Genomic DNA, 26,004 nt, shown 5'->3' on the forward strand with positions numbered 1-26,004 from the left:
AGTGAGCGCGCAGACCGGCATGCTGGTCCACAACCATGCCAGATTCATAGGGGTATAGGATCAAATCCTGTCAGTCCGACGGTCTGTGGGAGCTCGCTGGCTCTGAGTGAAAGCGCGGGTCGGCGGGCTGTCGTATTCCTTCCCGTTTGCCCTGGCGGGTTGAATCGACAGGGACGTTCTGTGCGGTTCGCCCCTGAGCTGTGCTCTGGCCGCCGGACGTCGACAGGTTGTGTGCGTGGCAGCCGCTGGGCGGTTCGCGGTGCGCCGCACACGCCAGGATGCCTCGAAGTCCTTGCCGAACTTCCGGTACCTGGACACCGCAGCTCTGACTGCGTCCAAGTCGGGACCTCCGCGTCACCTGTCGCACCGGGGAGGGGGGCGACGCGACATCTGTCGCTAGCGGTTCGAGGGCTCTTGAGGCATAGTTGGTCCACGCCGCGAGCACCGGAGGTTTGCGCGATGGCCGATGACCTGCAGGACATCGTCGACAACCTGGCCGAACGGTTGCAACGGTCGGTGGCGATCGACGACCCGCACATCCGGTTGCTGGCGGCGAGTCGTCATTTCGGTGACGAGGACGCAACGCGAGTGTCGTCGGTGCTGAATCGCTCCGTCGACCCGCAACTCTGCGAGCAGATCCTCGCGCAAGGCATCGCGCACTGGACAACGCCGGGCCGGGTGATCGTGCCACTGGAGGGCGCCCTGCCGCGGCTGTGCATCCCGATCCGCTGCACCGGGCTGCTGCTGGGCTACCTGTGGCTCATCGACGCCGGCGCCACACTCGGCGGTCAGGACCAAGACGTCGCCCGGGAAGCGGCCGGTCACGCCGGCGTGGTTCTGTACCGGCGGCTCATCGTGCACGAACGCAGCAGGGCACGGCATGAGGCGATCCTGCGGGAACTCGTCGCCACCGATCGTGCCATCCGCTCCCAGGCCGCGGACGACCTTCGGGCCGAGCAACTGTTCCCCGCCACCGGCATGTACTTCCAGGTCCTCGGCATGCGGCACCAGGGGCCGGACGGCATCGCTGCCCCGCAGACCGTGGCCATGGAAGCCGCCGTCGAAGATGCCCAGACCTGGATGTCCCAGCGCTCGGCAGCCCCCGCCTGCGCCCTGACGGCCACCAACAAGTCCCGGGCATGGTTGATGCTCGCCCAGCCCCAACCGCCGTCTCGTCAGGAGCTGGACACGATCTGCGGCAGGCTCACCGCGCGGTTCGACCGGCTCACCCAGGACGGCGACCGGCTCGTGCTGGGCATCGGCGGCCTCGCCCACCACATCGAGGACATCGCCGAGTCCTATCGCCAGGCCTTCCTCGCCGTGCGCGCGGCACAGCTCGTGCCCTCCATCGGACCAGGCGCTTGTTGGGACGAACTCGGCCCATACCAGCTCCTGCTGAAGATGCCCACCGAGGACCTGCTCGCCGCCGCTCAGGTGCCCGCGCTCGTCGCCCTGGAACGGGAAGACGGCAATCGCGGGCTAGTCGCGACCCTGGAGGCGTTCCTCGACAACGCCGGCGACGTCGCCCGCACCGCGCGACACCTGAACGTCCACCGAGCGACGCTGTACCACCGGCTCAAGCGGATCGAACAGCTCACCGGCTGCGAGCTGAGCCAGGGCGACGACCGGTTGACCCTGCACCTGGGATTGAAGCTGCGCAACCTCGCCGCTGCCCACCGCAACGAGACGGCCGGAGGCAAGCCGGCGAGAATTCGCTCGGTGTCCTGACGAAATTCCATGCCCTGAATCAGCCCAGGACCGTGCCCGAGTTCTCGGCGTTGTAAGGACGTTTGCGGGAGAACGCCGACAAGTCGATCTCCAGTCCGGTGTGCTCGCCGACGAACCGCGCCGGCCGTTCATCGTGATCGACGCCGTTTTCGGTCTGCTCGATGATCGCCGCGAGGAACTTTCCAACGACTGGCGCGTTCTTGAACTGGTTGCCGCTGGTGCCCATGGCAACGTAGAACCCGTTCAGCTCCGTGCGGTCGTAGATGGGCGTCCAGTCGTCGGCGACGTCGTAGACACCGACGACCCCGCGGGCGCGGTTGGGTATCGCCAACTCCGGCAGCCGCCGCGCGGCCCGGGTGACCTGCGCCTCGAACACCGGCATCGTCGGATGCGTGGTGACCGCGTCTGGGTCATCCACCCACTGCAGGGGATCACACTCCGGTTCCGTACCGCCGACCAGCAGGCCGCCACCGACCTCGCCACGCAGGTACGTCCCGAGGTCCATGTCCGCGATGGAAATCCCGACTCCATCGGTGCCGCGGTATCCCGCAGGAGCGGCCACGTGTGCGACTTCCTGACGCAACGGCCGGCACGTCACCGTGAAATCGGCGCCGACGCCGGCGAGTCCGTTGATCCGCGTCGACCAGGGGCCCGCGGCGTTGACCACCACACCACACGGGATCCTGGCATCGGCACACGTCACCGCCGTCACCCGGCCGTGGGCCCGCTCGACTCCGTGCACGGTCGTGTGGAACCGGAACTCGGCACCACAGGCTTTCGCGGCAGCGGCCAGGTTCTGCGCCGCCAGCGCGGGATCGCTCACGAAACCCGCGTCGGGCGTGTACACCGCGCCCAACGTGTCCTCGGCCGCGGTCCAGAACAGATCGTCGTCGATGCGCTTCGGTGGCCAGTACCGGCCGACGTCGATACCGGGTATCCGTTCCGCCAGATCCGCACTCGACCATTCCTCGAACGGGACGCCGACCTCCTTGAACAGTGGCAGGTACATCGAGCGCGGCGCGGCCGGGACATCCAGCATCGCCAACCCGCACCGCTCGAACCGGGCGAGGTCCCCGACCTCGCGGCCGAGGTGCTCCGCCCACGACCGCCAGGCGAAGTGTGCCTCCCAAGCCGCGGAGACGCTGGCCAGGGTGGAAAAGTTGAACCGCACCACCGCGCTCGACGCCGCCGTAGAGCCGTGCCCCGCCGACCCGGCCTTGTCGACGACCGTCACCCGTCGGCCACGCCGGGCGAGTTCCAGCGCGATCGACGCACCCACGACACCCGACCCGATCACCACGACATCCGTGGCCATAGACCCACTCCCTCGCGTTACCGGGTGCGCGACGCGAACCACGCACCATCACACCCATTGTCGAAACGCGTAGGGCTACGCGGCATCAAGCATTTGTAGGGCTTCTCTCGGGCAAAGTCACGACCGATGTCTACTGCTCCACTCGGTCAGGACAGGACATGATGTGTCGGCCAAGAGACGGGCCACGGCCACTGTGGCGTAGCGAAGGGAAGCCGCGTGAGTGTCGAGAAAGTGAGCCGGTCTCAGGCCGCAGCTGAAGAACCGAGCCTGCGCCGCACGGTGACCGCCGCGTCGATCGGGAACTTCGTCGAGTGGTACGAGTTCGCCGTCTACGGCGTGGTCGCCGCCTTCATCTCGAACGCGATGTTCCCTTCCGGCGACCCCACTGCCGCCATGTTGAACACCTGGGCGGCGTACGGGATCGCGTTCCTCGTGCGGCCGGTCGGCGGTGTGCTCCTGGCGCGCCTCGGCGACCGCTACGGCCGACGCCACATCCTCTACGTCACGATCACGCTGATGTCGATCGCGACGTTCGCGATCGCACTGATCCCCTCCTTCGCGACCATCGGGATCGCCGCGCCGATCCTGCTGATCTGCGCTCGCATCGCCCAGGGCATCGCGGCCGGCGGCGAGCTGGCCGGCGCCGCCGCGTTCCTCTACGAGCACGCGCCGGCGCACCGTCGGGCAAGGATGATCAGCTTCCTCGGCATGAGTACGTTCTGCGCCACGGTTCTGGGTTCGACACTGGGGACCGTGCTCACCGTGGCACTGCCGGCCGAGGCGATGCAGTCGTGGGGGTGGCGCGTGGTCTTCGCCACGGCCCTGCCCCTCGGGTTCGTCGGCCTCTACATCAGGCGTTCGCTCACGGAGACGCCCGAGTTCCAGCAGATGCACGCGCAGCGGGACACCACGACGGCCGCACCCGGCTCGGAGAGCTTCTGGCTGGCCATGCGACAGAACAGGCGCGCCATCCTGCTGTACCTGGGCTTCGGAACGTTCTACTCGATCGCGATCTACGTCAGTGTCGCCGCCTACCTCGCGTACATGCTCGCCAACGGATTCCCGAAAGAAGCCGCGCTGACGATCAACACCGTCGCCGGTCTCACGATCATCGTGGGAATCGTGCTCACGGGCGGCCTTGGCGATCGAATCGGACGCAAGCCGATCCTGATCGGCGGCGCCAGCGCCATGGCCGTGGCGGTCGTGCCGACCTTCCTGCTGGGCTCCACCGGCACGTTCGCCCTCGGGTTGCTGGGGGCACTGATCTTCGTCATCCCCCTGTCGGTGTTCCTCACTCCGGCTGTCATCAACGTGGTGGAGCTCTTCCCGGCCAAAGTTCGTGTCACAGCTGGTACCGCGGCCTTCAATCTCACGGTCATCATCGGCGGATTCATGCCGTTCGTCGCGGTGTGGCTCACCGAAGCCACGGGCTCCCACCTGGCCTTCCCGGCCTTCGTCGCAGCGATGGCGATCCTCGCGCTCGCCGTGGTAGTCGTGTGGTACCGCGAGCCGGAGGCCGATCTGGCATCGACCCAGGCGGAAGGAGAGGGGCGACGATGATCCAGATCGTTCTGGAGAACGCCCGGATTTTCGACGGCGTGTCCGAGGAGTGCCCGGAAGGCATGGCGGTGCTCGTCGAAGACGGACGGATCCGCGAGGTCTCCGATCGTCCGATCCGGGTGAACGAAGCGCAGCGGATCGATGTCGACGGCAAGACCTTGATGCCGGGCCTGATCGACATGCACGTCCACTCGTACTTCTCGGATCTCGATCCACGCGTTCTCAACGATCGTGACGCGCCGTACCGGACCGCCTATGCGATCAGGAAGCTGGGCCACGCACTCGACTGCGGATTCACCACCGTGCGCGACATCGGCGGTGGGGACTACCCCCTCGCTGCCGCCATCGCGGACGGCTTGCTCAGAGCGCCGCGCTTCTTCTACGCGGGCAAGATCCTGTCGATGACCGGCGGCCACGTCGATTACCGCACGCCCAACGAGAAGCACCACACGCACGGGTACTGTTCGTGCGCCTCGCTGAACTGGGCGGGCGTGATCGCCGACGGTGTCGACGAATGCATCAAGGCGGCGCGCGAGGAGCTGCGGCGCGGCGCCCATTGCATCAAGATCGTCGCATCCGGGGGCGTGATGTCCCCGAGTGATCCGATCTGGATGAACCAGTTCCGAGAGGACGAGATCCGCGCGATCGTCCAGGAATGTCTCGAACGGCGCACCTATGTCGCCGCGCACTGCTTGACGAGCGAATCAACGCGCAGGTCCGTCGAATTCGGAGTGCGCTGCGTCGAGCATGCGACGCTGATCGACGCGGAGACGGCGGCTTTCGTCGCGGAGCGCGGGGCGTACGTCGTGCCCACGATGGCCGTCCTCTTCTCGCTCGTCGAGCAGGGTCCGGAGATGGGGTTGCCACGCGACCGCATGGACGGTCTGCGTGCGGTCTATGAAGATTCGATGGCTGGGCTGGACCGGATGCGAAGTGCCGGCGTCAAAGTCGCATTCGGCACGGACCTGCTTGCCGGCTTCTACACCCAGCAGTGCCGGGAGTTCGAACTCCGGCGCGAAGTCTTCACGCCGCTCGAACTCCTGCGTCAGGCCACCTCGGTCGGCGCCGAGATCCTGATGCAGACCGGGAAACTGGGTTGTGTGCAGCCGGACGCGCATGCCGACCTGATCGTGGTCGACGGCGACCCGCTCGAGGACATCGGCCTCCTCGCCGCGGACGGCCGGAACCTGGACCTGATCATGCGCGGTGGAGAGATCGTCAAGAACCGGCTGAACCAGAGGAGGAACGAATGACCGGTGGAACCGGGAAGACCGCGATGTCCGCTGACCAGGTGTTCGGCGCGACGGAGTACTTCGAGATGGCGTCGGCGTCGGTGGGCGCCCGTTTCGCGATCTGGGTGACAACGTCTCCGGCCTACGCCCGGGACGAGCAGGTGGCGTACCCGGTCCTCTACGTGACCGACGGCAACTTCAGCGTCGGCCAGACCGCGCCGCTGGCGGTGATGCAGGGCGACCTGGCGCTTCCGATCGCGCCGTACCTCCAGGTGACCGTGGGCTATGCCGGCGACGACGCCCAGGACTGGACCCGGGTGCGCAACCGTGATCTCGTACCCCCAGGAGAGCCCGTCCCGCCAGCCATGCGGTCCTCATTGGACATGGCGGTGGCGAACGGGCTGATGACCCAGGCGGAGGCCGACGCCTATCTCGAAGATCTCGCGAACACCCGAGCCGACGCGTTCCTCTCCTTCATCACCGACGAGCTCCACCCGGAGATCAGCCGCCGTTACCGGGTCGCCCCGGAGGGCCACGGGTTGTTCGGCTACTCCTACGGTGGCCTGTTCACCCTGTACGCCCTGCTCACCGGGTGCGCCCTGTTCACCGCCTACGGAGCGGGGAGCCCCGGCATCGCATCGCTGGAGAGCACGGCGCTCAAGCTCGCCGAGAAGCCGCTCGATCTCACCGGCAAGCGACTCCACCTCACGATCAACGGGCCGGAGATGACGGGGGAGCTGCCCATCTACCGCGTGATCGGACGCGGGTTCACCCTCCTCGTCGAGTCCCTCCGCAGTAGCGAGTCGGGACTCGCGTTGACGACGGCGGTGCTCGGCGAGACCCACGTCACCGGCCTCCAGCCGTCGTTCCTCAGCTTCATGCGCACGTGCTGGTCGCGTCCTGCATGAGCGGCAGGTCGGAAGTTCCCGGTCGAGCAGCGGACGGAGGCTCTGGATGCTGATCGAACGCCTGGCGGAGCGGATCCCCGCTGATCGCATTCAGCTCGATCCCGCGGTGATGGCGAGCTACGCCCACGACGAGGCCGAGTGGGCGTCCCACGGGACACCGCTCGTCCTAGTCCGGCCGCGCACCGCCGAGGAGGTCCAGGAGGTCGTGCGCGCGTGCATCGAGTACCACGTTCCCGTGGTACCCCGCGGGGCGGGCACCGGCCTGTCCGGCGGAGCGAACGCCGTCGACGGGTGTGTCGTCCTGTCGACCGAGGCGATGACGGCCATCACGGAGATCGACCCGGTGGAGCGGCTGGCCGTGGTGCAGCCGGGTGTCGTCAACGACCGCCTGCGGAACGTGTGCGCCGAGCAGGGTCTCTGGTACCCGCCGGACCCCGCCTCGGCGCCGTGGTCGACGATCGGCGGCAACGTCGCGACGAACGCGGGCGGCCTCTGTTGCGTGAAGTACGGCGTCACCGCGGACTACGTGCTCGGCCTGCAGGTCGTCACCGGAACCGGCGAACTGGTCCGGCTCGGCCGGCGTACCGCGAAGGGCGTCGCGGGGTACGACCTCGCCAGGCTGCTCGTCGGCTCCGAGGGGACGCTGGGTGTCATCACCGAGGTCGCGCTCAGGCTGCGCCCGCAGCGGTCGCCGGAGCGCACCGTCGCCGGCTACTTCTCCTCGATCGTGGATGCCGGGCGCGCGGTCACGGCCGTGGCCGCGGCGGGCATCGTCCCGTCCGCGCTGGAGCTTATCGACCGGCACTGCCTCGAGGCCGTGGACCAGTGGAAGAAGACGGACCTGGCCGTCGAGGCCGACGTCGTCCTGCTGGCGCGGTGCGACGTCCCTGGCGCGGCAGGCGACGAGGAGGCGGACGCGATCCGCGACTGCTTCGCGCGAGCGGGTGCCACCTGGGCGGCTGGTTCGACCGACCAGACGGAGGCGGACGCTCTGTTCGAAGCGCGGCGCCTGGCCTACCCGGCCCTTGAGCGGCTGGGGCCCGTGCTGACCGAGGACGTGTGCGTGCCCAAGGCGGCGGTTCCGGAGATGCTCGCCCGGATCGAAGCGATCGGGAAGAAGCACGAAACCCTGATCGCCAACATCGCCCACGCCGGAGACGGCAACCTGCACCCCCTGCTGATCACGCCGCGCGACGACGACGAGGCGAGGGGACGTGCGCAGCGGGCCTTCCAGGAGATCATCGGGGAAGCCATCGCGCTGGGCGGCACGGTCACGGGGGAGCACGGTGTCGGCCTGCTCAAGATGGACGGACTTGCCGAGGAGCTGCCCGCGGAGGTCCTGGATCTCCACCGCGCGGTGAAAGCCGCGCTGGATCCGCACGGCATCCTCAACCCCGGCAAGGTCATCGCCGCCGGCGGGGAGTGAGCCGCCTTCGCGCACGGCCGCCCGCGCCCGGTCACGTCCGGGGGAGGCGACGTCAGCTCAGACCGCAAGGTTGCGACTCGGTGAGAGTGCGATCCGAGGTCGACCGTGCGGCCGCACCACGTCGGGGCGTAGGTTACACGCGCCGCGCCGCTTCAGCCGCCCACGCCGAAGGTCGACACCTGCTACGCGGTCACCGGACCGTCGGACCGCCGTGACCTGACTCCGGAAGAGGAACTGTGCACCGGCCGCACGTGCTGCAGTGGCCAGGTTGGCGGCCGCCGGCATCGGGTCGTCAACGCCTCGGTCGGTGAGGACGGGCAGTCCATGATCCAACATCGCGGAGTGCACCTGGCGATCGCGGCGGACAGCCCGCGGCCTGCTGGCACCGGTGATCCGTGACGCACTGGAACTGAGCCTCGGCGCTCGCGCCCGGAAGATCGCGGACCTGGCGGAACGAACCCGCTCGGCCACGATCAAAGTCGACGAGCTGAACGGCGGAACGTTCACAATCACCAACATCGGCAGATCGCCGTGCGGTCGATGCGCAACCTGCCGCTGACTTACGACCACCGAGTTATCGACGGTGCGGACGCCGACCGGTTCGTCGGCGCCGTCCGCGGGCGGACCGAGGAGGGTGCGTTCGAGCCCGACCTGACCGGTGACCTCGAACGGTGCGGCGCACGACTAGAGCTCGATCGGCGCGACGCATTTGCAGCTGGTTGACGGTCCGCTGGGCCGCTGTTGCCGACTGCCGGACAAGGAACGGCGCAGGCGGGCGCCGGCCGAGCACCGACGCTGCCACTCACACCTGCTACGGGACAGATCGCGTTTCGACCTCCACCGAGTTGCCGCCTCACCGACTAGTGGATACCCTTGACCTGCTGCCATGTGCAAATTGCATTTCGGGAAACTTGACCTGACAGTGGTTCCAGGGGCTCATCCGCTGGAGTGGGTGCAGCGGCGCAAACCCGGCCCCGGATGCGAGGAGCGGGTACTGACGGGATGGTGCTGCTACCACTTCACCGGTTTGAGTTGTTCCAGTCCAGAGATGTCGACTACACCCGTGACATGACGGCTCGCGCCTTCTGCGCGCACAAGCTCGAGCCGCTTGACCTCGCGACGGGTTTTCATGCTCGGCTCAACACCAAGCGCGTCGGCGACGGGACCAGTGTCTCGTACCTGGCCTACGGCGGTGACGTGCTCATAGAGCCGGAGGAACGCACGTATTTCGCTGTGCTCGTCCCCCTTGCGGGGGAGTGCCGGATCGAGTACGCCGGCGAGCAGATCCGCACGTATCCCGGTGAGGCCGCGGTTCTGCCACCCGACCGCTCGCTCGTCATGAACTGGTCCGCGGACTGCGCCCATCTCGTGTTCCGGATCGAGCGCGCGGCGCTGGAAGCACACCTGCGCCACCTCCTGGGAAGCGCACTGCACCAGCCACTGCGTTTCGCTCCCCGGATGCCTGTCGACTCGGGGCCGGGCCGGGGATGGGCGGCAGGTCTGCGAATGCTGGTCACCCTGTTGGACGAGTCGGACACCTTGATCGAGCATCCGCTCGCCGCGGCCGAGTTCGAGTCCGGACTGCTGACCGGGCTACTGCTGGCCCAGCCGCACGCCTTCCAAAGCCAGCTCGCCGACCGGAACGCCCGTCCGGCGCCCTCCCGATCGGTGCGCCTCGCGGTCGACATCATGCGGAACCACCCGGAGTGGGAGCACACAACCAGCAGCCTGGCGAAGGCCACCGGCGTGGCGGTGCGAACGCTTCAGCGTGGCTTTCGCGAGGAGTTGGGCGTGACGCCGCGTGAGTACCTCAACGACGTCCGCCTGCAGCGCGTGCGCGACGAGCTTCGAGCGCGCCGACCGGAGCACGCGACGGTCGGTGCGATCGCATCCCGGTGGGGGTTCCCCCATCTCGGGCGTTTTTCGGCGCTCTATCGCAAGCGCTTCGGCGAGAGCCCGTCCTCGACCTTGCGGGGCTGATCCCCAGGCCGAGTGGCAACGGCAGCGAGGCGCCGATTGGACAGAACCTGACGTTAAGCGTATTGCCGCGGTGCGACGCGCGGGCAAGAATAAATGTCGTGTGTGCTGAGGTGCCCGACACTGGCGTCGGCGTCCCGGTTCGGTGCTTCACTGCATGACAACGCGAGTTTTTGACTTCTCGTCGATATCGCGGACGCGGGGCATTTCGGTACCGAGGGTATCCGCAATTCGACGATGGGGGACAAATGACGGCGTCCAGACTCAGGGTTCTGGTCGTTCTGCCGCAGCCTCTGCTCAGATACGGAGTGCGAAGCCTGATCGGGCAACTCAACGGTGTCGGCGAGGTCGTCGAGGCGGTGTCGGAGCAGGAGGCACTACGACACTGCAGCCAGCAGCTCCCTGGCCTGATCATCACAGACCTCATGTTGCCCAGCGGAGGAACCGGGTTGCGTGTGTGCCGGTTCGTCAAGGAACGGCGACCCGACGTGCCGGTCATCGTGCTCAGCGCCGATGCGGCGCCGGCCGCCATCGCCGCAGCGCTCAACGCGGGAGCGGACAGCTTTCTCCTCAAGTCCGCCAGCTGCGACGAGGTGCTGGAAGCGGTGGCAGCCACGTGCTCGGGGCGACGGGCTTGGGTGCTCGGCGACGCCGTGCCGAGGACTGCGGAATTCTCACGGTTGCCGGGTGCCGACCTGACCAACCGGGAGCAAGAGGTGCTCTCACTGCTGCTGAAGCGGCGGTCCAACGAGGAGATCGCCGAGGAACTGTGCCTCGCCCAGCAGACGGTCAAGAACTACGTGAGCAAGGTCCTGCAGAAGCTGGGTTTTGGCAGTCGAAGAGAACTGTTCCGGTCTGTGGAATCACGGGTCGATCGGGTTCCGCGTCCACGTACGCGCTCGACTGACTTCCCGGAAACGCGCCCTTCGTCGCTCGCGTCCTGAAACGGTACCCGCGGTCCCGCCACGGTTCTCAAATGGGTACCTGGAAGGTCTGCCGCTGAAGTCGCTGAGGCGGTTTCCTGGAATTGTCTCCACCGTCAGCGGACACGAGAAGGGATGACAAATGCCGGCCCAAGTTCAGCTGGATTGCCAGGACGGGGTGCTGACCGTCATGCTGAACCGGCCGGAAAGCGGTAACGGACTCGATTTCGAAACAGGCAAGGCGTTGCTCGCCGCGGTCGCGGACGGTGCTGCCGACACGAGCGTTCGTGTGATCGTGCTGCTGGGCAGCGGCGGCATTTTCTGCTCGGGGGACGATCTGGACTCGCTGCGGAAGTACGCCGACGGTGACGTCGCCGCCGCACCCGCGTCCGCCGACACCGCCGACGCGTTCTACGTGCGGATCTGCGAAGAAATCGTGCTCGCACCGAAACCGGTGCTCGCCGCGGTGAACGGCGTGGCGATCGGGCCGGGCACGGAGATCGCGTGCGCCGCTGACCTGCGCATCGGAGGTCCGGGGAGCCGCATCGGGTGCGGTTTGATCCGGGTGGGCCACGTCGGCATCGGCGCGATGTTGCGGCGCGTGGTGGGCCCGGCCCGGGCGACCGAGATCTTCCTCTCCGGACGCCTCGTCGGCGCGGACGAAGCACACCGGATCGGTCTCCTGGACCGGTTGGTTCGCGAGGACGAGCAGGTCGTGGACGAGGCTCTGCGGCTCGCCCGCGACCTCGCCTGCGGTCCGACGAAGGCCATCGCCCTGTACAAGGAACTGCGCGAGCGCTCGATCGAGCAGCCGGTGCTCTCCGCTCTGCGGATGCAGGACCGGTTCCACCGGCGCAGCCACGCGGAAGTCGCAGACAGCGACGAAGGCTTGCGCGCGCTACTGCACGGCAGGAAACCGCACTTCACCGGTCATTGAACGGTCCCCACATCGCGCGGCTTTCCGGTGAACCCGGTACGCCGTGATCGGAGAAATGTGAAATGCAGCAGAAGAATGACGACCAGCAAGTTGTCATCACTGGGCTGGGATTCGTGCTTCCCGGCGCGGAGAGCCGGGACGACGTGTGGCGGACGCTGCGCGACGGCGTTTCCCAGATCGACGTCCTCCCGGCGGAGCTCACCCGTGACGTGCCCGCCGGAAGCGTGAGCCGTGTTGGAGCCAGGGTCCGGAATTTCGACCACAGCAAGCACGTCCCGGACCTGCCGGACGCCTTCACGAAGCGGTACAGCCGGGAGATCCTGATGGTCCTCTCGGCGGTCGAGCAGGCCAGGCGCGACGCGGACCTGACCGTCGGGGACTCCGTCACCGAGCCACAGCGGGTGGGCGTGATCGGATCGAGCTCACGCGGACCGGTCGAATGGTGGTCGCAGACCGCGCGCGGTGGCGCTCTTGATCCGGAGAACCCGCCGATCGACGTCGATCAGGCGATCTTCGCCTCGCTCCCAGGGAGCCCGGCGACGCTCAGCGCGATCCGGCTCGGCGCGCAGGGCACTGTCACGACCCTGAGCAACGCGTGCGTCGCCGGCCACCAGTCGATCGCCTTCGCCGTCCAGGCGCTGCGGGCCGGGCAGGCCGACGTAATGATCCTCGTCGGCCACGAGACGCCGTTCGTACCGGAGATGCTCCGGCTGTACTCCTCGCCCAGCGCTGGGGTGCTGTCCCGCGCTCAGGGGGACCCCCGGCAGACGATCAAACCCTACGACCGCCGCCGGGACGGGTTCGCGTTCGGCGAGGGGGCGGTGGCCATGGTTCTGGAGACACGCGCGCACGCCGAGCGCCGGCAGCGGCAACCCTATGCCGCCATCGGGTCGGCCGTCAGCCTCAACGAAGCGGGCCACGCAACGCGGATGGACCTGAGCGGCCGGTTCACCGCTGACCTCATCGGCAAGGCGGCGACCGCCGCCGGTCATCCCGCCGCCGACCTCGACTACATCTGCGGTCACGGCACCGCGACGCGGTACAACGACCTGGCGGAGAGCCGGGCCCTGCGGCTGGTGTACGGCGAAGACCGCGCCGGATGGCCGCCATTGGGGTCGATCAAACCGGTGTTCGGTCACCTGCTCGGGGCATCGGGGCTGCTCAACTGCGCGGCCGTCGCCCTGATGGTGCGTAACCAATGTCTGGTCCCGACGATCAACTGCGTCGAGGTCGACCCCGAGTGCGACCACGACCACGTGCAGGAGGGCGCGCGACCCGCCGTCGTGAACCGAGCGTTGTCGTTGTCGTTCGCCATCGGCAGCCAGAGCTCAGCCGTGGCGTTGGAGAAGGTGGCATGACGTCGCAGATCATTGACGATCCGGACGCGTTGTGCCGGCGCCACCTGGTGCCTGGCACGCACATCCATGTGGCGTCCACCATGTCGCGGCCGAACGCCCTGCTGCTGGCCCTGGCGCGGGCTTTCCGCGGCCGGGCGGTCTTCGACGTCAGCAGCAACGCCTTCCACGCCAACATGCACGCGCTGGCGATCGCCGGTGTGGTACGGCACGCGATCACATGTTTCGCCGGCGACACCTACCCGTCACCGCGCCCGAACCCGCTGTACGCGGATCTGCCGGAGGGAAAGCCGTTCACCGTGGAGGAGTGGAGCCTGCTCGCACTCCTCCAGCGGTTGATCGCGGGCGCGTGCGGGAACCCGGTCACGGTCACGACGTCGCTCGCCGGTTCCGATCTGGAGGGCCGGGGGACTCGATTTCCTGCCGAGTTCGCGGATGCTCAGGACTGCCTCACCGTTCCGGCGCTGCGTCCGGACGTCACGTTCCTGCACGCCCCATGCGCGGACCGGCGGGGGAACCTCTACCTCAACGGCCCGCGCGGCGAGGGCTGGTGGGGCGCGATGGCCGCGCGCCGAGGCGTGCTGGCGACCGTGGAGCGGGTGGTGGACCGGCCGCCGAGCGGTGGGGTGTCCATCCCCGCCGACCGGGTGCTCGGCATCGCGCGCTGCGAGTTCGGTGCGCACCCGCAGGGGCTTCCCCCGTGGCCCGAGTGCGGTTTCGCCGGTTACCGGGACGACTACTCCTTCCTGGCCGAGCTCGCCGACACTTTCGCGAGGCCGGGTGGACCGGACGCCTGGTTCGACCGGTGGGTGCTCACCCCGGCGGGGCACGTGGACTACCTCGCCGGCCTCGGCTCCGACCGGCTGGCCGCGCTCCGCCGGCTGGATCCGCTTCGTCGGCCGGTCGCGGAGGGCGGGCCGTCCTGGCGGGAACGGCACGTCGTGGTGGCGGCCCGGGCGATCGCGGATCGGGTACGGGCCGCGGGCTACCACACACTCTTGGCGGGCATCGGTACCGCGCACATCGCATCGTGGCTGGCGGCGGCCCAGCTGGCCCGGGACGGCCACCCCCTGCAAGTGCACGCCGAGCTGGGGCTGATCGACATGAGCCCGGCGGCTGGTGACGCGTTCCTGTTCGCGCAGGCCCACGTGTCCCGATCCCGTGCGCACGGCGACAGCCTCGACGTGCTGGGTGCGCTCACCGCTGGTGGTTACGGCCGGGCGTTGGCGGTGCTCTCGGCCGGTGAGATCGATCCGGCGGGCCGCATCAACAGCAGCCGGACGGCGGACGGCCGGTACCTGGTGGGGTCGGGCGGGGCGAACGACTTCGCGACCCACCTGGAAACGCTCGTGGTCGCACCGGCCTCCCCACGCAAACTGGTGCCGCGGGTGCATTTCGTGACCTGTCCCGGTAAGAACGTGCTGACCGTGGCGACCCAGTACGGGCGCCTGGTGCGGGAGTCCGCCGCGGCGCCGTTCCACCTCGGCACGTGGATGGCGCCGGACGACGACACCGGTGCGGATCCGGTCAGCACACTGCGCGCCCGCACGTCCTGGCCCGTTCCCGACAGTTCTCCCGAGTGGGAAAAGCCGATCACGGACGAGGAACTGTCCACACTCCGCACTCTCGACCCGGAGGGCTTCTACCGATGACCGCACACGAACCGCCCGGCGGCCGCCCGGTCGGACTGGCCGGGGTGGGACACGACTTCCCCGGCGCCCCGATCACCAACGACTACTTCGAGTCGGAGCACCCCGCCCTCGGCATCGACGACGCGTGGATCCGCAAGCACACTGGAGTCGGCGCGCGGCACTGGCCTCCGCCGGGCGAGTACCACGCCGACATGGCCGAACGCGCGGCGGCGATGGCTCTCAAGGACGCGGGTGTCGACGCCGCGGACGTGGACGTCGTCATCGGCACGACCGCGACTGCGCGGCCCCGAACCAACCCGACGACCGGTGGAAACCGGTACATGGATCTGGCTTTGCCGCTGCAGAAACGCATCGGGGCCGAGCGCGCGTTCGCGTTCGACATCACCGGTGTTGCCTGTGCCGGTTTCCTGCATGGCAGCGTTGTGGCGCAGGGTCTGCTGGCGAACCCGGCAGTCGAGACGGTGCTGGTCGTCGCCGCTGAGAACCCGCGGCCCATCCTCAACTTCGGTTTCCGCAACGCTGCTTTGTTCGGGGGCGGGGCCGCCGCCGGCGTCTGGCGGGCGTCGGACGCTCCGGGCGGGCTGGAGGGTGCGGTCCTCCGGTCGGACGCGGAGTTCTACGACGCCTTCGACATCGACGACCAGGACAAGATGATCATGAAGGGGAAGGTTGTCAGCGATGTCGCGTCGCGGTTCCTGTCGGAGGCCGCGCGGGACGTGCTCGCCCGATCCTCGCTCACGCTCGACGACATCGACTGGATCATCCCGCACCAGGGCAACATCCACATCATCGAGGAGGTGGGCGAGATCCTGGAACTCCCGCGGGAACGGGTGCTCGTCAACATCCACCGCCGCGGCAACACCTCCAGCGTGAGCGTACCCAGCTGTCTGTCCGAACACGTGCACGACGGCACCATCCGAAGAGGACAGCGGGTGCTGGCGATGAGCGTGGGCCGCGGGTTCAGCTGGGGAGCCATGGTCTTCCGCTACGGGGAGCTCTCGCGTGCCTGATCGGGAAAGCCAAGAAGGAAAGGTACTGTCAGCGATGTCGAAGGAACAGGTCGGTGTGGACGGTCCCCGGTGGGCAAGCGCCGGCCTGGTGCTCCGTGGCTTCGGCCTGTACTACCCGGAAGAACAGATCTTCAACTCGGACGTGGCGGCGGTACCGGGGAACTCGATCGACACCTCGGTGCTGGGAACGGTGTCCGTGCGATCCCGTCATCGCAGCAGCGAGACCGAGACGGTCCAGTTCATGGCAGCCGAGGCGGGCAAGGCCGCGGTGAAGGACGCGGGCCTGGAACCGACCGAACTGGATCTGCTGGTCCTGTCGAACTGGACCACACCGCCGTTCACCCCCGAATACGGGCCAGAAGTGGCAGCACTGCTCGGTACCCCGCGGACACTGGCGTTCGACATCTCGGGCGCCTGCGTCGGTTTCCTGCACGGTGTACAGACCGCGGCCGCCTACCTGCACTGCGTTCCGGAGGCGCGGCACGCGCTTGTCGTGTGCAGCGAGCAGTTCAGCAGGCGGGTCCGCCCGGGCAGCAAGGGTGAACTTGTCGCCTCGGATGCCGCGGGAGCGGTCGTCCTGAGCAAGTCCACTGAGAAGAGTGGCTTGATCGACGTGGTGTTGCACAGTGACGGTTCGCGGGCGGATGTGATCAGGGTGGCTGCGCCCCGCGGCTGGATCCGCAGCGAGTCCACCCTGCCGGACCACGCGGTCACAAGCATCGTCGACTCCTGCGCGGAGGTCTTCCGGCGCACCGGCGTGACCATGGACGAGGTCGACTGGGTGGTTCCGCACCCCGGAACGGACGTCGTGCACCGGCGGGTCCGGACCGCGCTGGAGGTCCCTGAGGAGAAGTTCATCGTGAACTTCGAGACGAGAGGGAACACCTCCAGCGCGTCCATTCCGATCGTGCTGGCCGAACAGGTCGCGGCGGGGCGGTTCCGGCCCGGCGATCTGGTGCTCAGCCCCGCGATCGGCGCAGGCTGGTACTCCGGCGCCATGCTCTACCGGATTCACTGATGACGAGCGGTCCGGTGGCGCCCAGTACCAGCGGCAGCGTGCTGGTGGTCGGCGGCAGTAGCGGAATCGGTCTCGCGACCGCACTCGTGCTGGCCGAGGCGGGACGTCGTGTGCTCGTGGCAGCCCGGGGCGGTGAGCGCCTGGCCGAGGTGGCGGAGGTCGCTGAGCGCAAGAAGCTCCCCCTGGAGACCAGGGTGGTCGACGTGCGGAGCGAGCGGAGCGTGGACGCGCTCTTCTCCACTCTCGATGAGGCAGGCGAGCCGGTCACGGCGTGCGTGAACACAGCGGGGCGGAACTTGTCCCGCAGGTTGCTCGGGCCGCCCGGCGACGACGGCGGGCAGTGGCTGATCCACTCGGAGCGGGACTGGCAGGACACTCTGGACCTCAACCTGACCGGTACGTTCCGGGTGGCGCGGGCGGCGGCGCTGCTGTTCGCGAGCCGGCGGCGCAGCGGGGTGATCGTCACGGTAGCCAGCTCGACCTGGCGCGGGTCATGGGGACAGCCCGCGTACGCGGCGGCGAAGGCCGGAATCGTGTCCCTGACGCGGAGCCTGGCGCTCGAACTGGCAGACCACGGAATCCGGGTCGTGTGCGTGGCGCCCGGCGTGATCGACGGCGCCGCGCTGCGGGACAAGTGCGCGCGGAAGCCCGCGCACGCCGCTCACATGGCGCGGTTGCGCGAACACATCCCGCTGCAGCGGTTCGCGAGGGAGTCCGAGGTCGCGCGGACCATCGTGCACGCGATCGACAACGAGTACCTGACCGGCAACGTCCTGGAGGTGGATGGCGGTGGCTTTCCCGGCCGCATCACGTGAAGAACCCGGCGCAGGCGAGCGCTTCGAAGGGCAGGTCGCGCTCGTCACCGGTGGTGGCAGCGGAATCGGGCTGGCGGTCGCCGAGGTCCTGGCGGCAGGCGGCGCGTCTGTCGGGCTGCTCGGCCGGAACCTGGAGCGCCTGCGCACGGCGGAGAAGAAGATCGTCGCAGCCGGTGGTGAGGCGATGGCCTGCCCCGGTGACGTGCGGGACCTGGATTCGGTGCAGTCCGCGGTCGCCGAGGTGGAGCAGCGGTACGGGCCGATCACCTTCGCGGTCAACGCGGCGGGCACCGGGGTGGGGCAGAAGTACCTGTGCGACCAGGACGAGGAGTCCTGGCTGCGCACGATCGACACCAACCTCAACGGGTCCTTCCGGTTCTGCCGGGCCGTGGTGCCGGGGATGATGCACCGCCGGCGCGGATCGATCGTCCTCGTCTCGAGCGCGGCCGGTAAGCGCGGAGTTCCCGCGAACACCGCGTACTCGGCCTCGAAGTGGGGCCTCAACGGCCTGGTCCGGTCGCTGGCGCTGGAGGTGGGACCCGCACACGTGCGGGTCAACGCCGTCTGCCCGGGCTTCACCGACACCGAGATGGTGCGCGACGAAAGCCTCTTCGGCGGGGACTTCATGGACAGCGTGCGCCGGCACGCCGGTCCGCCGGACCTGACCTGGGAACGCTACTGGCGGAGCACGGTCAAGCAAACCGCGCTCCGGCGCCTCATCGACGCGGAGGAGGTGGCCGAGATGACGGCCTTCCTGCTCAGCGATCACGCCCGATCGATCACCGGCCAGTCGTACTCCATCGACGGCGGCCTGCCCTGACCCGAGCGCACTCACGAACTGGAGCCGTGATGTTCCCGACCCAAGGCGCCTGGAAACCCGTCACGGTACGGGGAGCCGGTTTCGCGTTGCCCGGTGCGGACCGCCCGTGCCACGACTACAAGGAGTTCGCCGATTCGGTGATGGCCGGATCCTGCGCCATCACGCCGTTCGAGCTGGCGGGGACACCCATCCGGGTCGCCGGTCAGGTGCCGGGCACCGGGGCGGAGACCCTGGACCTACCCGATCGCCTGGTCTCGAGACTGCCGCGGGCGAGCAGGCTGGCGCACACCGCGGTGGCCAACGCACTCGACCACGCCGAGCTGACGGCCGCCGAGATCAGCCGCCGGGACGCGGTGCTGATCGTGACGTCGTTCCAGTTCGCCCTGCAGGAAACGGCTGTGCTGCTCGACCGGTTCGCCGAGGCCGGTCCGGCGGGCGTCGCCTTCGATTACTGGTCCAAGGTGGCACCGGGCAGCATCGCGTCCGGGCTGTGCACCAACCTCGGGCTGGACATCCCCACCCTGACGCTGACGGGCGGGTGCAGCACCTCGTTGCGGGGGTTCGAGCTCGCCGCGAGCATGGTCGCGCGGGGCGAGGTCGAGTACGCGGTCGTCGTGGGTGCGGACACGATCCTGGAGCCGCTCTACCTGTCCGCGACGGGTTACGCCGGCCGATCCGGCCACCGCGCTTCATCCATTTCGGACGATCCGGCGGACGTCCGGCCGCACGACGCGGTGCAGACGGGCAACGCGCCGGCGGAAGGTGCGGCCGCCACCGTGCTGACGTCCACCCGGAACCCCGGCGGCGGGGTGGACGCCGCCGTCGAGTTCATCGGGTTCTCGTCCCGCAACGGGGGCGGCAATCCCATGGGCCTGGGCGATCCGAAGAGGTGCGCGGCCGACATCCGGCGCCTGCTGGCCGTCGGCGGTGTGAGCCTCGGTGATCTGGCCTTCTTCTGCGACTTCGCCGAGGGCAACCGCCAGCTCGAGGATTTCCTGTGCGAGACCCTGGTCACCCTGCGCGCCGCTCTTGCCGACGACGCGCCGCTCACGCTGACCTCGCAGGAAGCGTGTTACGGCCACCTGCCCGGCGCGGCCGGGCTGCTCAAGGTACTCGCGAGTCTGGTGATGCTGACGGAGAACCGGGTCGCCCCCACCGCGAACCTGGTGAACCCCTATCCCCGCTTGCCCGCGCGCGCTCTGGCTGGTAGTTCCGAGCGGATTGCCGACAATGGCCGGCGGACGGCGATGACGGTGGGCCTTTCCGGTGGCGGCGACACGACGTCGCTGCTGCTCCGGCTCGCCTGAGGTGCACTCCCGCCGGCCGGACCGAGGAGGAGGACAGCCGTGGCGGGACCGTTGTGCGGGTTGCGCGTTCTGGAGCTGGGAGGGATCGGCCCGGGGCCCCACGCGGCCATGCTCCTGGCCGATCTGGGGGCGGAGGTGGTCCGTGTCGAGCGGCCCAGGGGTGGTCTGCGTGTGGTGCCCGAGGGCGCCGATGACTGGCTGCTGCGCGGTCGGCGCTCGATCTCGGCCGACCTGAAGCACCCGGAGGGACGCGACCTCGTGCTCGCGCTCGCCGAGAAGGCCGATGTGCTGATCGAAGGCTTCCGGCCGGGGGTCGCCGAGCGGCTGGGCGTCGGCCCGAAGGAGTGCCTGGACCGCAATCCTGGCCTGGTCTACGGCCGCATGACCGGCTGGGGGCAGGACGGGCCACGGGCCGACCGGGCCGGGCACGACATCAACTACCTCGCCGTGACGGGCGTGTTGAACGCCATCGGCACGGCCGGCGCGCGTCCGACGCCGCCTCTGAACCTGGTCGGGGACTTCGGTGGTGGATCCCTGTACCTCGTCCTGGGCGTCCTGTCGGCGTTGTGGGAACGCGGGCGCTCGGGCAGCGGGCAGGTGGTCGACGCGGCGATCGTCGACGGCGTCACGTCGCTGGCGCAGGGGGTGTGGGCACTGCGCGGCGTCGGCCAGTGGCGGGACGAGCCGGCGTCGAACCTGGTCGACAGCGGGGCCCCCTTCTACGACACCTACCGGTGCCGCGACGGCCGGTACGTCGCGGTGGGTGCGATCGAGCCGCAGTTCTACGCCCAGCTCGTCGACGGGCTCGGACTGGGCGACGCCGATCTGCCGGACCAGCTCGACCGCTCCGGGTGGCCGCGTCTGCGGCAAGCCTTCCGGCAGGCCTTCGAGACGCGGAGCCGTGACGAGTGGGCCGAGCGGTTCGCCGGCGTCGACGCGTGTGTCACACCGGTGCTCGACTTCGCGGAGGCGGTCGACGAACCGCAGCTCGCCGGGCGCGGCACGATCGTCGAGCTGGGCGGGGTCCGCCAGGCCGCGCCGGCGCCGAGGTTCTCCCGCAGCGCACCGGACCTCCCAGAGGCACCGCGAAAGCCAGCGGCGGACACCGAGGCCGTGTTGCGGGCTTGGGGCGTGCGTCACCCGGCTGGGTGAATCCGATCTGAGGCGGACGAGACCCGTCACCTGTTCGAGCGGGCGGCATTGCCCCTGTCCGCCGGTTCCATTATGAACGTTCATACAGCTGAGGCCAGCCGCGCCACGTGGGCGTACTTTGCGCGCCCCACTTCGTACGCAGGCCCTCACCTGAACAGCCGTATATGAACGATCGTTGACAACGGCCGGTCTGGTCGGGTTGAGTACCCGGCCAGACCGACCCTGTCAGGAACCGGAGAGGCATCGATGAAGCTGTCACTCTCGCGCCGGTGGGCCGTGCTCGCCGGTGTGCTGACCGCGGCGCTGGTCGCGACCGCCTTCGCGGCGGTCGCTCCGGAGCGCGCCACTGCCGCGAGCGGAACCAGGTGCGCGGACGCCGGCGACCGGTACGAGACCGCGCGCCCCGAGCAGGTCGGTCTCGATCCCGTCACCCTTGGACACGCGCTGAACCTCCTCTCGGTCAACGGGTCCGAGACGGTGCAGGTCTACCGGCACAACTGCCTTGTCGGGACGGGGATCTTCGACCCGCTGCTCGGTCACGTACCGGGCAACAACTGGAGCCAGACCAAGACGATCACCGCCCTGCTCGCCGGCCGGGCCGCCACCCTCGGCCTCCTCTCCGTCGACGATCCGATCGGGAAGTACCTTCCGCCGGGCCTTGGGGACGAATCCCACCGCGCCGTCACCGTCCGCCAGTTGCTGACCCAGACCAGCGGCATCAGGGCGAACTGGACGCGTGAGCTGAACCTCGCGATGCCCGACCGCGTCCGCGAGTTCCTGTCCCTGCCGTTCGACCACCAGCCCGGAACCTTCTACCGGTACTCGCAGACCGGGCCGTCCGTGGTGGCCTACGTGGTGCAGCGCGCGGTCGGTGAGGACCTCCAGGACTTCGCGCAGCGCGAGCTCTTCGGCCCGGTCGGCATCCCCCGCGCCCACTGGTTCTGGCTGCGGGACCGCGCAGGCAACACCGACGGCTGGTCCAACCTGTTCCTGCCCGGACACGACTTCGGGCGGATCGGTCAGCTGCTGGCCAACAACGGCACCTTCCACGGAAAGCGGCTGATCTCCGAGAGCTACCTCCGCGAACTGCGCACGCCGAGCCCGACCAACCCCGGCTACGGCTACCTCACCTGGCTCAACGCCGGCCCGTACTGGATCACCCCGTCCGCGTTCGCGTCCACACGCAACCCGGCGCCGATGATCGCCAGTGCTCCCGCCGACATGTACTTCTCCTACGGGTTCTTCGGCCAGCACGTCTTCGTGATCCCCGGGCTGGACATGGTGGTGACCCGCTCGAGCGGGACGCTCAACTGGCCACCGAGCCGGCTCGACGCGGGCGATCCGCTCACTGCCGTCGCGCCGGGCCAGACCACCCGCGTCGAGTACGAGTTCTTCCGCCTCCTGACGCAGTCCGTCGTCACTCCCCGGCAGCCGGCTCCGCCGCCCTACGTCGCGCCGAAGCCGGGTGCGGTCGACCCGAGCCTGTTCGTCAGCGTGCCCGACAACCTCGCGGTGGCGCAGCTGGGCCCGAACGCTCCGAAGGGCTGCACGATCTTCGGGTGCGGCGGAAAGCTGGCCGCGGCCGGCACCATCCGGTCCCTGATGGACGTTCCGCGCACCGGTTTCGCGGCGCTGACCGCTCTTCCGGCCGGCACCGCGCAACTGGCGCGGCAGGTGCCCGATCTGTTGCCGCGCCTGCTGGACGGCTGGCAACAGACGGCACGCATCGCGGGTGAGCAGCTTCCGGCGGCGCTTCCGGCGCTGCTGGCGTCCCTCCAGCAGTCGGTTGGGGGATGAACACGGGGCGCACGACGGAGTGCGTCCGAGGAAAGGAAGTCCGATGATCGGTGGTAGCTGTGCGGAAGGGTTCTCGCGCGTTCGCGAGGAGTTCGAGCGGAACTTCGCCGACCGCGGGGAGGTGGGCGCCTCGGTCTGCGTGATGATCGACGGCGAACCGGTGGTGGACCTGTGGGGTGGCGTCGCCGATCGGGAGACCGGCCGCCCGTGGGAGCAGGACACCGCGAGCGTGATCTTCTCCTGCACCAAGGGGGCGACCGCGCTGTGCGCACACGTGCTCGCGTCCCGCGGGCAGCTGGACCTGGCCGCGCCGGTCGCCCGCTACTGGCCCGAATTCGGCCAGTCGGGCAAGGAGGACATCACGGTCGGAATGCTCTTGACCCACCAAAGTGGACTTCCAGTGATCAGCACGCCGTTGCCTGACTGCGCCTTCTTCGACTGGGACCGGATGATCGCCGCTCTCGAGGTGGAGAAGCCCGCGTGGGAGCCCGGAAGCAGGCACGGTTACCACGCCCTGACCTTCGGCTGGCTGGTCGGCGAACTGGTCCGGCGCGTGTCCGGCAGGTCGCTCGGCGAGTTCTTCCAGCAGGAGGTCGCCGAGCCGCTGGGCCTCGACTTCTGGATCGGGTGCCCGGAGGAGGTCGAACCCCGGCTCGCGCCGATGATCTTCCCGGAGCCGCGGGAGGGCGACGAGCCGTCGCTCTTCATGACCATGGCAGCGACCAAGCCGGAATCCATTCCCGGTCAGATCTTCGCCAACTCCGGCGGGTACATGCTGCCCGGGCCGACCGGGTTCGACTCCCGCGAGGCGCACGCTGCCGAGATCGGGGCCGCGGGCGGGATCAGCAACGCCCGTGGCCTCGCCGGCATGTACGCGCCGCTGGCGTGCGGCGGCGGCCTCGCGGGGGTGGAACTGGTGGACCGGCGCGCGCTGACGCGGATGACGACGACCATGTCGGCGGGGCACGACGAGACGTTGCTGATCGGCAGCCGGTTCTCGGCAGGCTTCTTCCGGTCGATCGACAACCGGCACCGTCCCTACGGCTTGCGCGACAGTGTCATCCTGTCCCAGGACGCCTTCGGCCACCCCGGTTTCGGCGGCAGCATCGGCTTCGCCTCGCCTGCCGACCGCATGTCCTTCGGCTACACGATGAACAACATGGGGCCTGGCACCCTGCTCAACGAGAGGGGGCAGAGCCTGGTCGACGCCGTGTACCGCTCGCTCGGCTACACCGATGACAGCGCGGAGGTGTGGTGCTGATCCGCGTGTGCCAGGTCACAGGTCGTCGTGTCCGCGGGTTCCGGTAAGGTTGGCGACGCGGTCGATGTATGAACGATCATACATCCCGGTGGCGGGGCCCAACTGGCCCTGCCACCGGGCGTACGGCCCAGGTGCACGGAAGTCGGTGGGAAGCGATGGGGACGCCGGTCAGGTCGCGGAGCAGGAACGGGCAGCACCCGCGGGTCCGGCTACAGGAGGCGGGCACGCGCCTGTTCTACAACAAGGGGTTTCACGCGACGTCCGTGCGGGACATCACGGAGGCCTGCGGCCTCACCCCCGGCGCGCTCTACAACCACTTCGGCTCCAAGGAAGAGCTGCTGTACTCGATCATCCTGGACGGGCACGCCGCGCTCGACCGCATGCTCGACGCGGTCCGCGCCGACGCGCCCGCGCCCGAGCGCCTGCACGGCTTGATCGAGGCCTTCGTGCTGCACCACACGCGCTACCGCAAGGAAGCCGTGGTGGGCGACGAGTGGCGCGCGCTCGACGAGGAACACCGTGACGAAGTGCGCCGGCTCCGGCTCGGTATCCGGGCCAGGGTCTCCGATGTCATCCGCGAAGGTGCCGCGGCAGGCGCCTTCGAACTGCCCAAGGTGCCCAACGGCGACCCGGTGCGGATGGCCGCCACTGCCGCGCTCGACATGTCCTTCCGGGTGGCCGGCTGGTTCAGTCCGGACGGCCCGGTGTCGGACACCGCGTTCGCGGCCTTCTACGCCGATCTCGTCCTCCGTTCGATCAGCAAGGTTCGCTGAGACCGGTCCCGGCCTCTTCGCGAACCGGAGAGGTGATGCATGACCGTCCACCCGCACCCGATCGTCGACATGTCGGGCATGGTGCTCGACCGCGACTGCTGGCGTGCCTACCTCGGCGGGTTCGCCGAGTACGCGCCGGACTACTTCCATTTGTTCGGCCAGCGGCTCGCGGTCACCGCGGGACTCGACCCGCGGGACTTCGCGGCGGCGAGCAAGGATCCAGACGCCGCGCTCGACCTGCTACTGGCGAGCCCCGCGTTTGATCTAGACCTCGACGCCTACGTCGCCCGGCTGGCGCGGGAAGGGGTGCGGCACCAGGTCATCCACTCGAGCATGCGACCGCTGCCGGGCGGCGGGATGGTGAGCGACCGGATCGCGGAGTTCGCCGCGCGTCATCCCGAACGCCTGCAGGCGTGGGCGAGCGTGAATCTCGCCGATCCCGGCGCGGCGATCGCGGAGGTGCGGCGCTGCGTGCTCGAACTCGGTATGCGCGGGGTGTCGGTGACCCACTTCCTGGACGTCGCCGAGCCGTTGTCGGAGGGCGCGCACGAGTTCTACCGGACGGTGAGTGAGCTGGGTGTGCCGCTGTGGGTGCACACCGGGCACAACCTGTCGACCCGGGTGCCGATGAACTGGTGTACCTGGCGGGAGGTGGACGAGATCGCGCGGCGGCACCCCGACCTGGTGGTGATCGCCGGGCACGGCGGCTGGCCCTGGGTCCTGGAGATGATGACGCTGTGCCAGCGGCACCGCAACGTCTATCTGGAGTTCTCCACGCACCGGCCGCGTCACATGACCCGGCCCGGATCCGGGTGGGAGCCGTTGCTCCTGCACGGTGCTTCCACTGTCCGGAGCAAGATCCTCTTCGGGGGGATCGAATGGGTGCACGGCATGACCACCGGTGCGCTGGCCGCTGAAGTGTCCGCGCTTGCGCTCGACGAGCGCACCAAGTGCGCGTGGCTGCACGACAACGGTGCGCGCCTGCTCGACCTCGATCCGAGCTAGACCAGCCGGGTGCCGCGTCTTGACCGGACAGGC

At 68.9% G+C, this 26,004-nt stretch carries 21 protein-coding genes and 1 pseudogene; 21 read left to right on the forward strand and 1 reads right to left on the reverse strand.

Annotated elements, in window-relative coordinates; all coding sequences use genetic code 11:
- Positions 1 to 459: 459 nt before the first annotated feature.
- Positions 460 to 1,728, forward strand: coding sequence for a PucR family transcriptional regulator (locus AMYTH_RS0141670; protein ID WP_027935211.1), 1,269 nt, complete (start codon positions 460 to 462; stop codon positions 1,726 to 1,728).
- 19 nt (positions 1,729 to 1,747) lie between these two features.
- Here the strand turns inward: AMYTH_RS0141670 and AMYTH_RS0141675 are convergent, their stop codons facing one another.
- Positions 1,748 to 3,085 carry an NAD(P)/FAD-dependent oxidoreductase gene (locus tag AMYTH_RS0141675; protein WP_228685189.1) on the reverse strand — a complete coding sequence of 446 codons (1,338 nt, stop codon included), beginning with the start codon at positions 3,083 to 3,085 and terminating at the stop codon, positions 1,748 to 1,750.
- Between the two features lie 174 nt (positions 3,086 to 3,259).
- On the opposite strand from AMYTH_RS0141675, the gene AMYTH_RS46660 reads away from it, so the two are divergent.
- The 20 genes and pseudogenes from AMYTH_RS46660 (at position 3,260) to AMYTH_RS0141775 (ending at position 25,971) form a co-directional block, all read left to right on the forward strand.
- Entirely contained in the window at positions 3,260 to 4,603 is a 1,344-nt protein-coding gene (locus tag AMYTH_RS46660) for an MFS transporter (RefSeq protein ID WP_084022789.1), read from the forward strand.
- A complete protein-coding gene (locus AMYTH_RS0141685) occupies positions 4,600 to 5,856 on the forward strand; it encodes a metal-dependent hydrolase family protein (RefSeq protein ID WP_027935213.1) in 1,257 nt (418 codons plus the stop codon). Before AMYTH_RS46660 ends, AMYTH_RS0141685 begins: the two co-directional genes overlap by 4 nt.
- Positions 5,853 to 6,743, forward strand: coding sequence for an alpha/beta hydrolase (locus AMYTH_RS0141690; RefSeq protein WP_051362972.1), 891 nt, complete (start codon positions 5,853 to 5,855; stop codon positions 6,741 to 6,743). The genes AMYTH_RS0141685 and AMYTH_RS0141690 overlap by 4 nt, the downstream gene beginning before the upstream one ends.
- Before the next feature lie 46 nt (positions 6,744 to 6,789).
- Positions 6,790 to 8,169, forward strand: coding sequence for an FAD-binding oxidoreductase (locus AMYTH_RS0141695; RefSeq protein WP_027935215.1), 1,380 nt, complete (start codon positions 6,790 to 6,792; stop codon positions 8,167 to 8,169).
- A gap of 388 nt (positions 8,170 to 8,557) precedes the next feature.
- Positions 8,558 to 8,892 (forward strand): annotated as a pseudogene (locus AMYTH_RS48470) (2-oxo acid dehydrogenase subunit E2).
- A gap of 279 nt (positions 8,893 to 9,171) precedes the next feature.
- A complete protein-coding gene (locus AMYTH_RS0141705; protein ID WP_027935217.1) occupies positions 9,172 to 10,149 on the forward strand; it encodes an AraC family transcriptional regulator in 978 nt (325 codons plus the stop codon).
- A 245-nt stretch (positions 10,150 to 10,394) separates the two neighbouring features.
- Positions 10,395 to 11,090 (forward strand): response regulator, encoded by a 696-nt coding sequence (locus tag AMYTH_RS0141710; protein ID WP_051362973.1) that lies wholly within the window; start codon positions 10,395 to 10,397, stop codon positions 11,088 to 11,090.
- Between the two features lie 121 nt (positions 11,091 to 11,211).
- Entirely contained in the window at positions 11,212 to 12,006 is a 795-nt protein-coding gene (locus tag AMYTH_RS46665; protein ID WP_037323081.1) for an enoyl-CoA hydratase/isomerase family protein, read from the forward strand.
- Between the two features lie 62 nt (positions 12,007 to 12,068).
- Positions 12,069 to 13,364: a beta-ketoacyl-[acyl-carrier-protein] synthase family protein gene (locus AMYTH_RS0141720; RefSeq protein WP_027935219.1), complete on the forward strand. Its 1,296-nt coding sequence runs from the start codon at positions 12,069 to 12,071 to the stop codon at positions 13,362 to 13,364.
- Positions 13,361 to 15,013 (forward strand): CoA-transferase, encoded by a 1,653-nt coding sequence (locus AMYTH_RS0141725; RefSeq protein ID WP_027935220.1) that lies wholly within the window; start codon positions 13,361 to 13,363, stop codon positions 15,011 to 15,013. Before AMYTH_RS0141720 ends, AMYTH_RS0141725 begins: the two co-directional genes overlap by 4 nt.
- Entirely contained in the window at positions 15,010 to 16,023 is a 1,014-nt protein-coding gene (locus AMYTH_RS0141730; RefSeq protein ID WP_027935221.1) for a 3-oxoacyl-ACP synthase III family protein, read from the forward strand. Before AMYTH_RS0141725 ends, AMYTH_RS0141730 begins: the two co-directional genes overlap by 4 nt.
- 34 nt (positions 16,024 to 16,057) lie before the next feature.
- Positions 16,058 to 17,041, forward strand: a complete 984-nt coding sequence (locus AMYTH_RS0141735) for a ketoacyl-ACP synthase III (protein WP_051362975.1) — start codon at positions 16,058 to 16,060, stop codon at positions 17,039 to 17,041.
- Positions 17,041 to 17,856: an SDR family NAD(P)-dependent oxidoreductase gene (locus AMYTH_RS0141740; RefSeq protein WP_027935223.1), complete on the forward strand. Its 816-nt coding sequence runs from the start codon at positions 17,041 to 17,043 to the stop codon at positions 17,854 to 17,856. The genes AMYTH_RS0141735 and AMYTH_RS0141740 overlap by 1 nt, the downstream gene beginning before the upstream one ends.
- Positions 17,831 to 18,676, forward strand: coding sequence for an SDR family NAD(P)-dependent oxidoreductase (locus AMYTH_RS46670; protein ID WP_209440823.1), 846 nt, complete (start codon positions 17,831 to 17,833; stop codon positions 18,674 to 18,676). The genes AMYTH_RS0141740 and AMYTH_RS46670 overlap by 26 nt, the downstream gene beginning before the upstream one ends.
- Positions 18,677 to 18,705: 29 nt before the next feature.
- Positions 18,706 to 19,983: a beta-ketoacyl synthase N-terminal-like domain-containing protein gene (locus AMYTH_RS46675; RefSeq protein ID WP_051362977.1), complete on the forward strand. Its 1,278-nt coding sequence runs from the start codon at positions 18,706 to 18,708 to the stop codon at positions 19,981 to 19,983.
- A 39-nt stretch (positions 19,984 to 20,022) separates the two neighbouring features.
- A complete protein-coding gene (locus AMYTH_RS0141755; protein WP_027935224.1) occupies positions 20,023 to 21,135 on the forward strand; it encodes a CaiB/BaiF CoA transferase family protein in 1,113 nt (370 codons plus the stop codon).
- A gap of 246 nt (positions 21,136 to 21,381) precedes the next feature.
- On the forward strand, positions 21,382 to 22,932 hold the full coding sequence (locus AMYTH_RS46680; RefSeq protein WP_051362978.1) for a serine hydrolase domain-containing protein: 1,551 nt from the start codon (positions 21,382 to 21,384) through the stop codon (positions 22,930 to 22,932).
- A gap of 43 nt (positions 22,933 to 22,975) precedes the next feature.
- The gene (locus AMYTH_RS0141765; protein ID WP_027935225.1) at positions 22,976 to 24,193 is read left to right on the forward strand and encodes a serine hydrolase domain-containing protein; all 1,218 of its coding nucleotides are present in this window, start codon (positions 22,976 to 22,978) and stop codon (positions 24,191 to 24,193) included.
- 155 nt (positions 24,194 to 24,348) lie between these two features.
- Positions 24,349 to 24,966 (forward strand): TetR/AcrR family transcriptional regulator, encoded by a 618-nt coding sequence (locus AMYTH_RS46685; RefSeq protein WP_051362979.1) that lies wholly within the window; start codon positions 24,349 to 24,351, stop codon positions 24,964 to 24,966.
- Positions 24,967 to 25,005: 39 nt separating this feature from the next.
- Positions 25,006 to 25,971: an amidohydrolase family protein gene (locus tag AMYTH_RS0141775; protein ID WP_027935226.1), complete on the forward strand. Its 966-nt coding sequence runs from the start codon at positions 25,006 to 25,008 to the stop codon at positions 25,969 to 25,971.
- Positions 25,972 to 26,004 lie beyond the last annotated feature (33 nt).

It is taken from the genome of Amycolatopsis thermoflava N1165, from assembly GCF_000473265.1.
GTDB classification, from domain to species: domain Bacteria; phylum Actinomycetota; class Actinomycetes; order Mycobacteriales; family Pseudonocardiaceae; genus Amycolatopsis_E; species Amycolatopsis_E thermoflava.

Excerpts from the sequence above, each read along its gene's own strand:
- AMYTH_RS46685 (WP_051362979.1), top strand. The coding sequence starts at position 24,349 with ATGGGGACGCCGGTCAGGTCGCGGAGCAGGAACGGGCAGCACCCGCGG.
- AMYTH_RS46675 (WP_051362977.1), top strand. The coding sequence starts at position 18,706 with ATGTTCCCGACCCAAGGCGCCTGGAAACCCGTCACGGTACGGGGAGCC.
- AMYTH_RS0141735 (WP_051362975.1), top strand. The coding sequence starts at position 16,058 with ATGTCGAAGGAACAGGTCGGTGTGGACGGTCCCCGGTGGGCAAGCGCC.
- AMYTH_RS0141730 (WP_027935221.1), top strand. The coding sequence starts at position 15,010 with ATGACCGCACACGAACCGCCCGGCGGCCGCCCGGTCGGACTGGCCGGG.
- AMYTH_RS0141690 (WP_051362972.1), top strand. The coding sequence starts at position 5,853 with ATGACCGGTGGAACCGGGAAGACCGCGATGTCCGCTGACCAGGTGTTC.
- AMYTH_RS46665 (WP_037323081.1), top strand. The coding sequence starts at position 11,212 with ATGCCGGCCCAAGTTCAGCTGGATTGCCAGGACGGGGTGCTGACCGTC.
- AMYTH_RS0141725 (WP_027935220.1), top strand. The coding sequence starts at position 13,361 with ATGACGTCGCAGATCATTGACGATCCGGACGCGTTGTGCCGGCGCCAC.
- AMYTH_RS0141765 (WP_027935225.1), top strand. The coding sequence starts at position 22,976 with ATGATCGGTGGTAGCTGTGCGGAAGGGTTCTCGCGCGTTCGCGAGGAG.
- AMYTH_RS0141710 (WP_051362973.1), top strand. The coding sequence starts at position 10,395 with ATGACGGCGTCCAGACTCAGGGTTCTGGTCGTTCTGCCGCAGCCTCTG.
- AMYTH_RS0141695 (WP_027935215.1), top strand. The coding sequence starts at position 6,790 with ATGCTGATCGAACGCCTGGCGGAGCGGATCCCCGCTGATCGCATTCAG.
- AMYTH_RS0141720 (WP_027935219.1), top strand. The coding sequence starts at position 12,069 with ATGCAGCAGAAGAATGACGACCAGCAAGTTGTCATCACTGGGCTGGGA.
- AMYTH_RS0141670 (WP_027935211.1), top strand. The coding sequence starts at position 460 with ATGGCCGATGACCTGCAGGACATCGTCGACAACCTGGCCGAACGGTTG.
- AMYTH_RS0141705 (WP_027935217.1), top strand. The coding sequence starts at position 9,172 with ATGGTGCTGCTACCACTTCACCGGTTTGAGTTGTTCCAGTCCAGAGAT.
- AMYTH_RS0141775 (WP_027935226.1), top strand. The coding sequence starts at position 25,006 with ATGACCGTCCACCCGCACCCGATCGTCGACATGTCGGGCATGGTGCTC.
- AMYTH_RS0141740 (WP_027935223.1), top strand. The coding sequence starts at position 17,041 with ATGACGAGCGGTCCGGTGGCGCCCAGTACCAGCGGCAGCGTGCTGGTG.
- AMYTH_RS0141685 (WP_027935213.1), top strand. The coding sequence starts at position 4,600 with ATGATCCAGATCGTTCTGGAGAACGCCCGGATTTTCGACGGCGTGTCC.
- AMYTH_RS46680 (WP_051362978.1), top strand. The coding sequence starts at position 21,382 with ATGAAGCTGTCACTCTCGCGCCGGTGGGCCGTGCTCGCCGGTGTGCTG.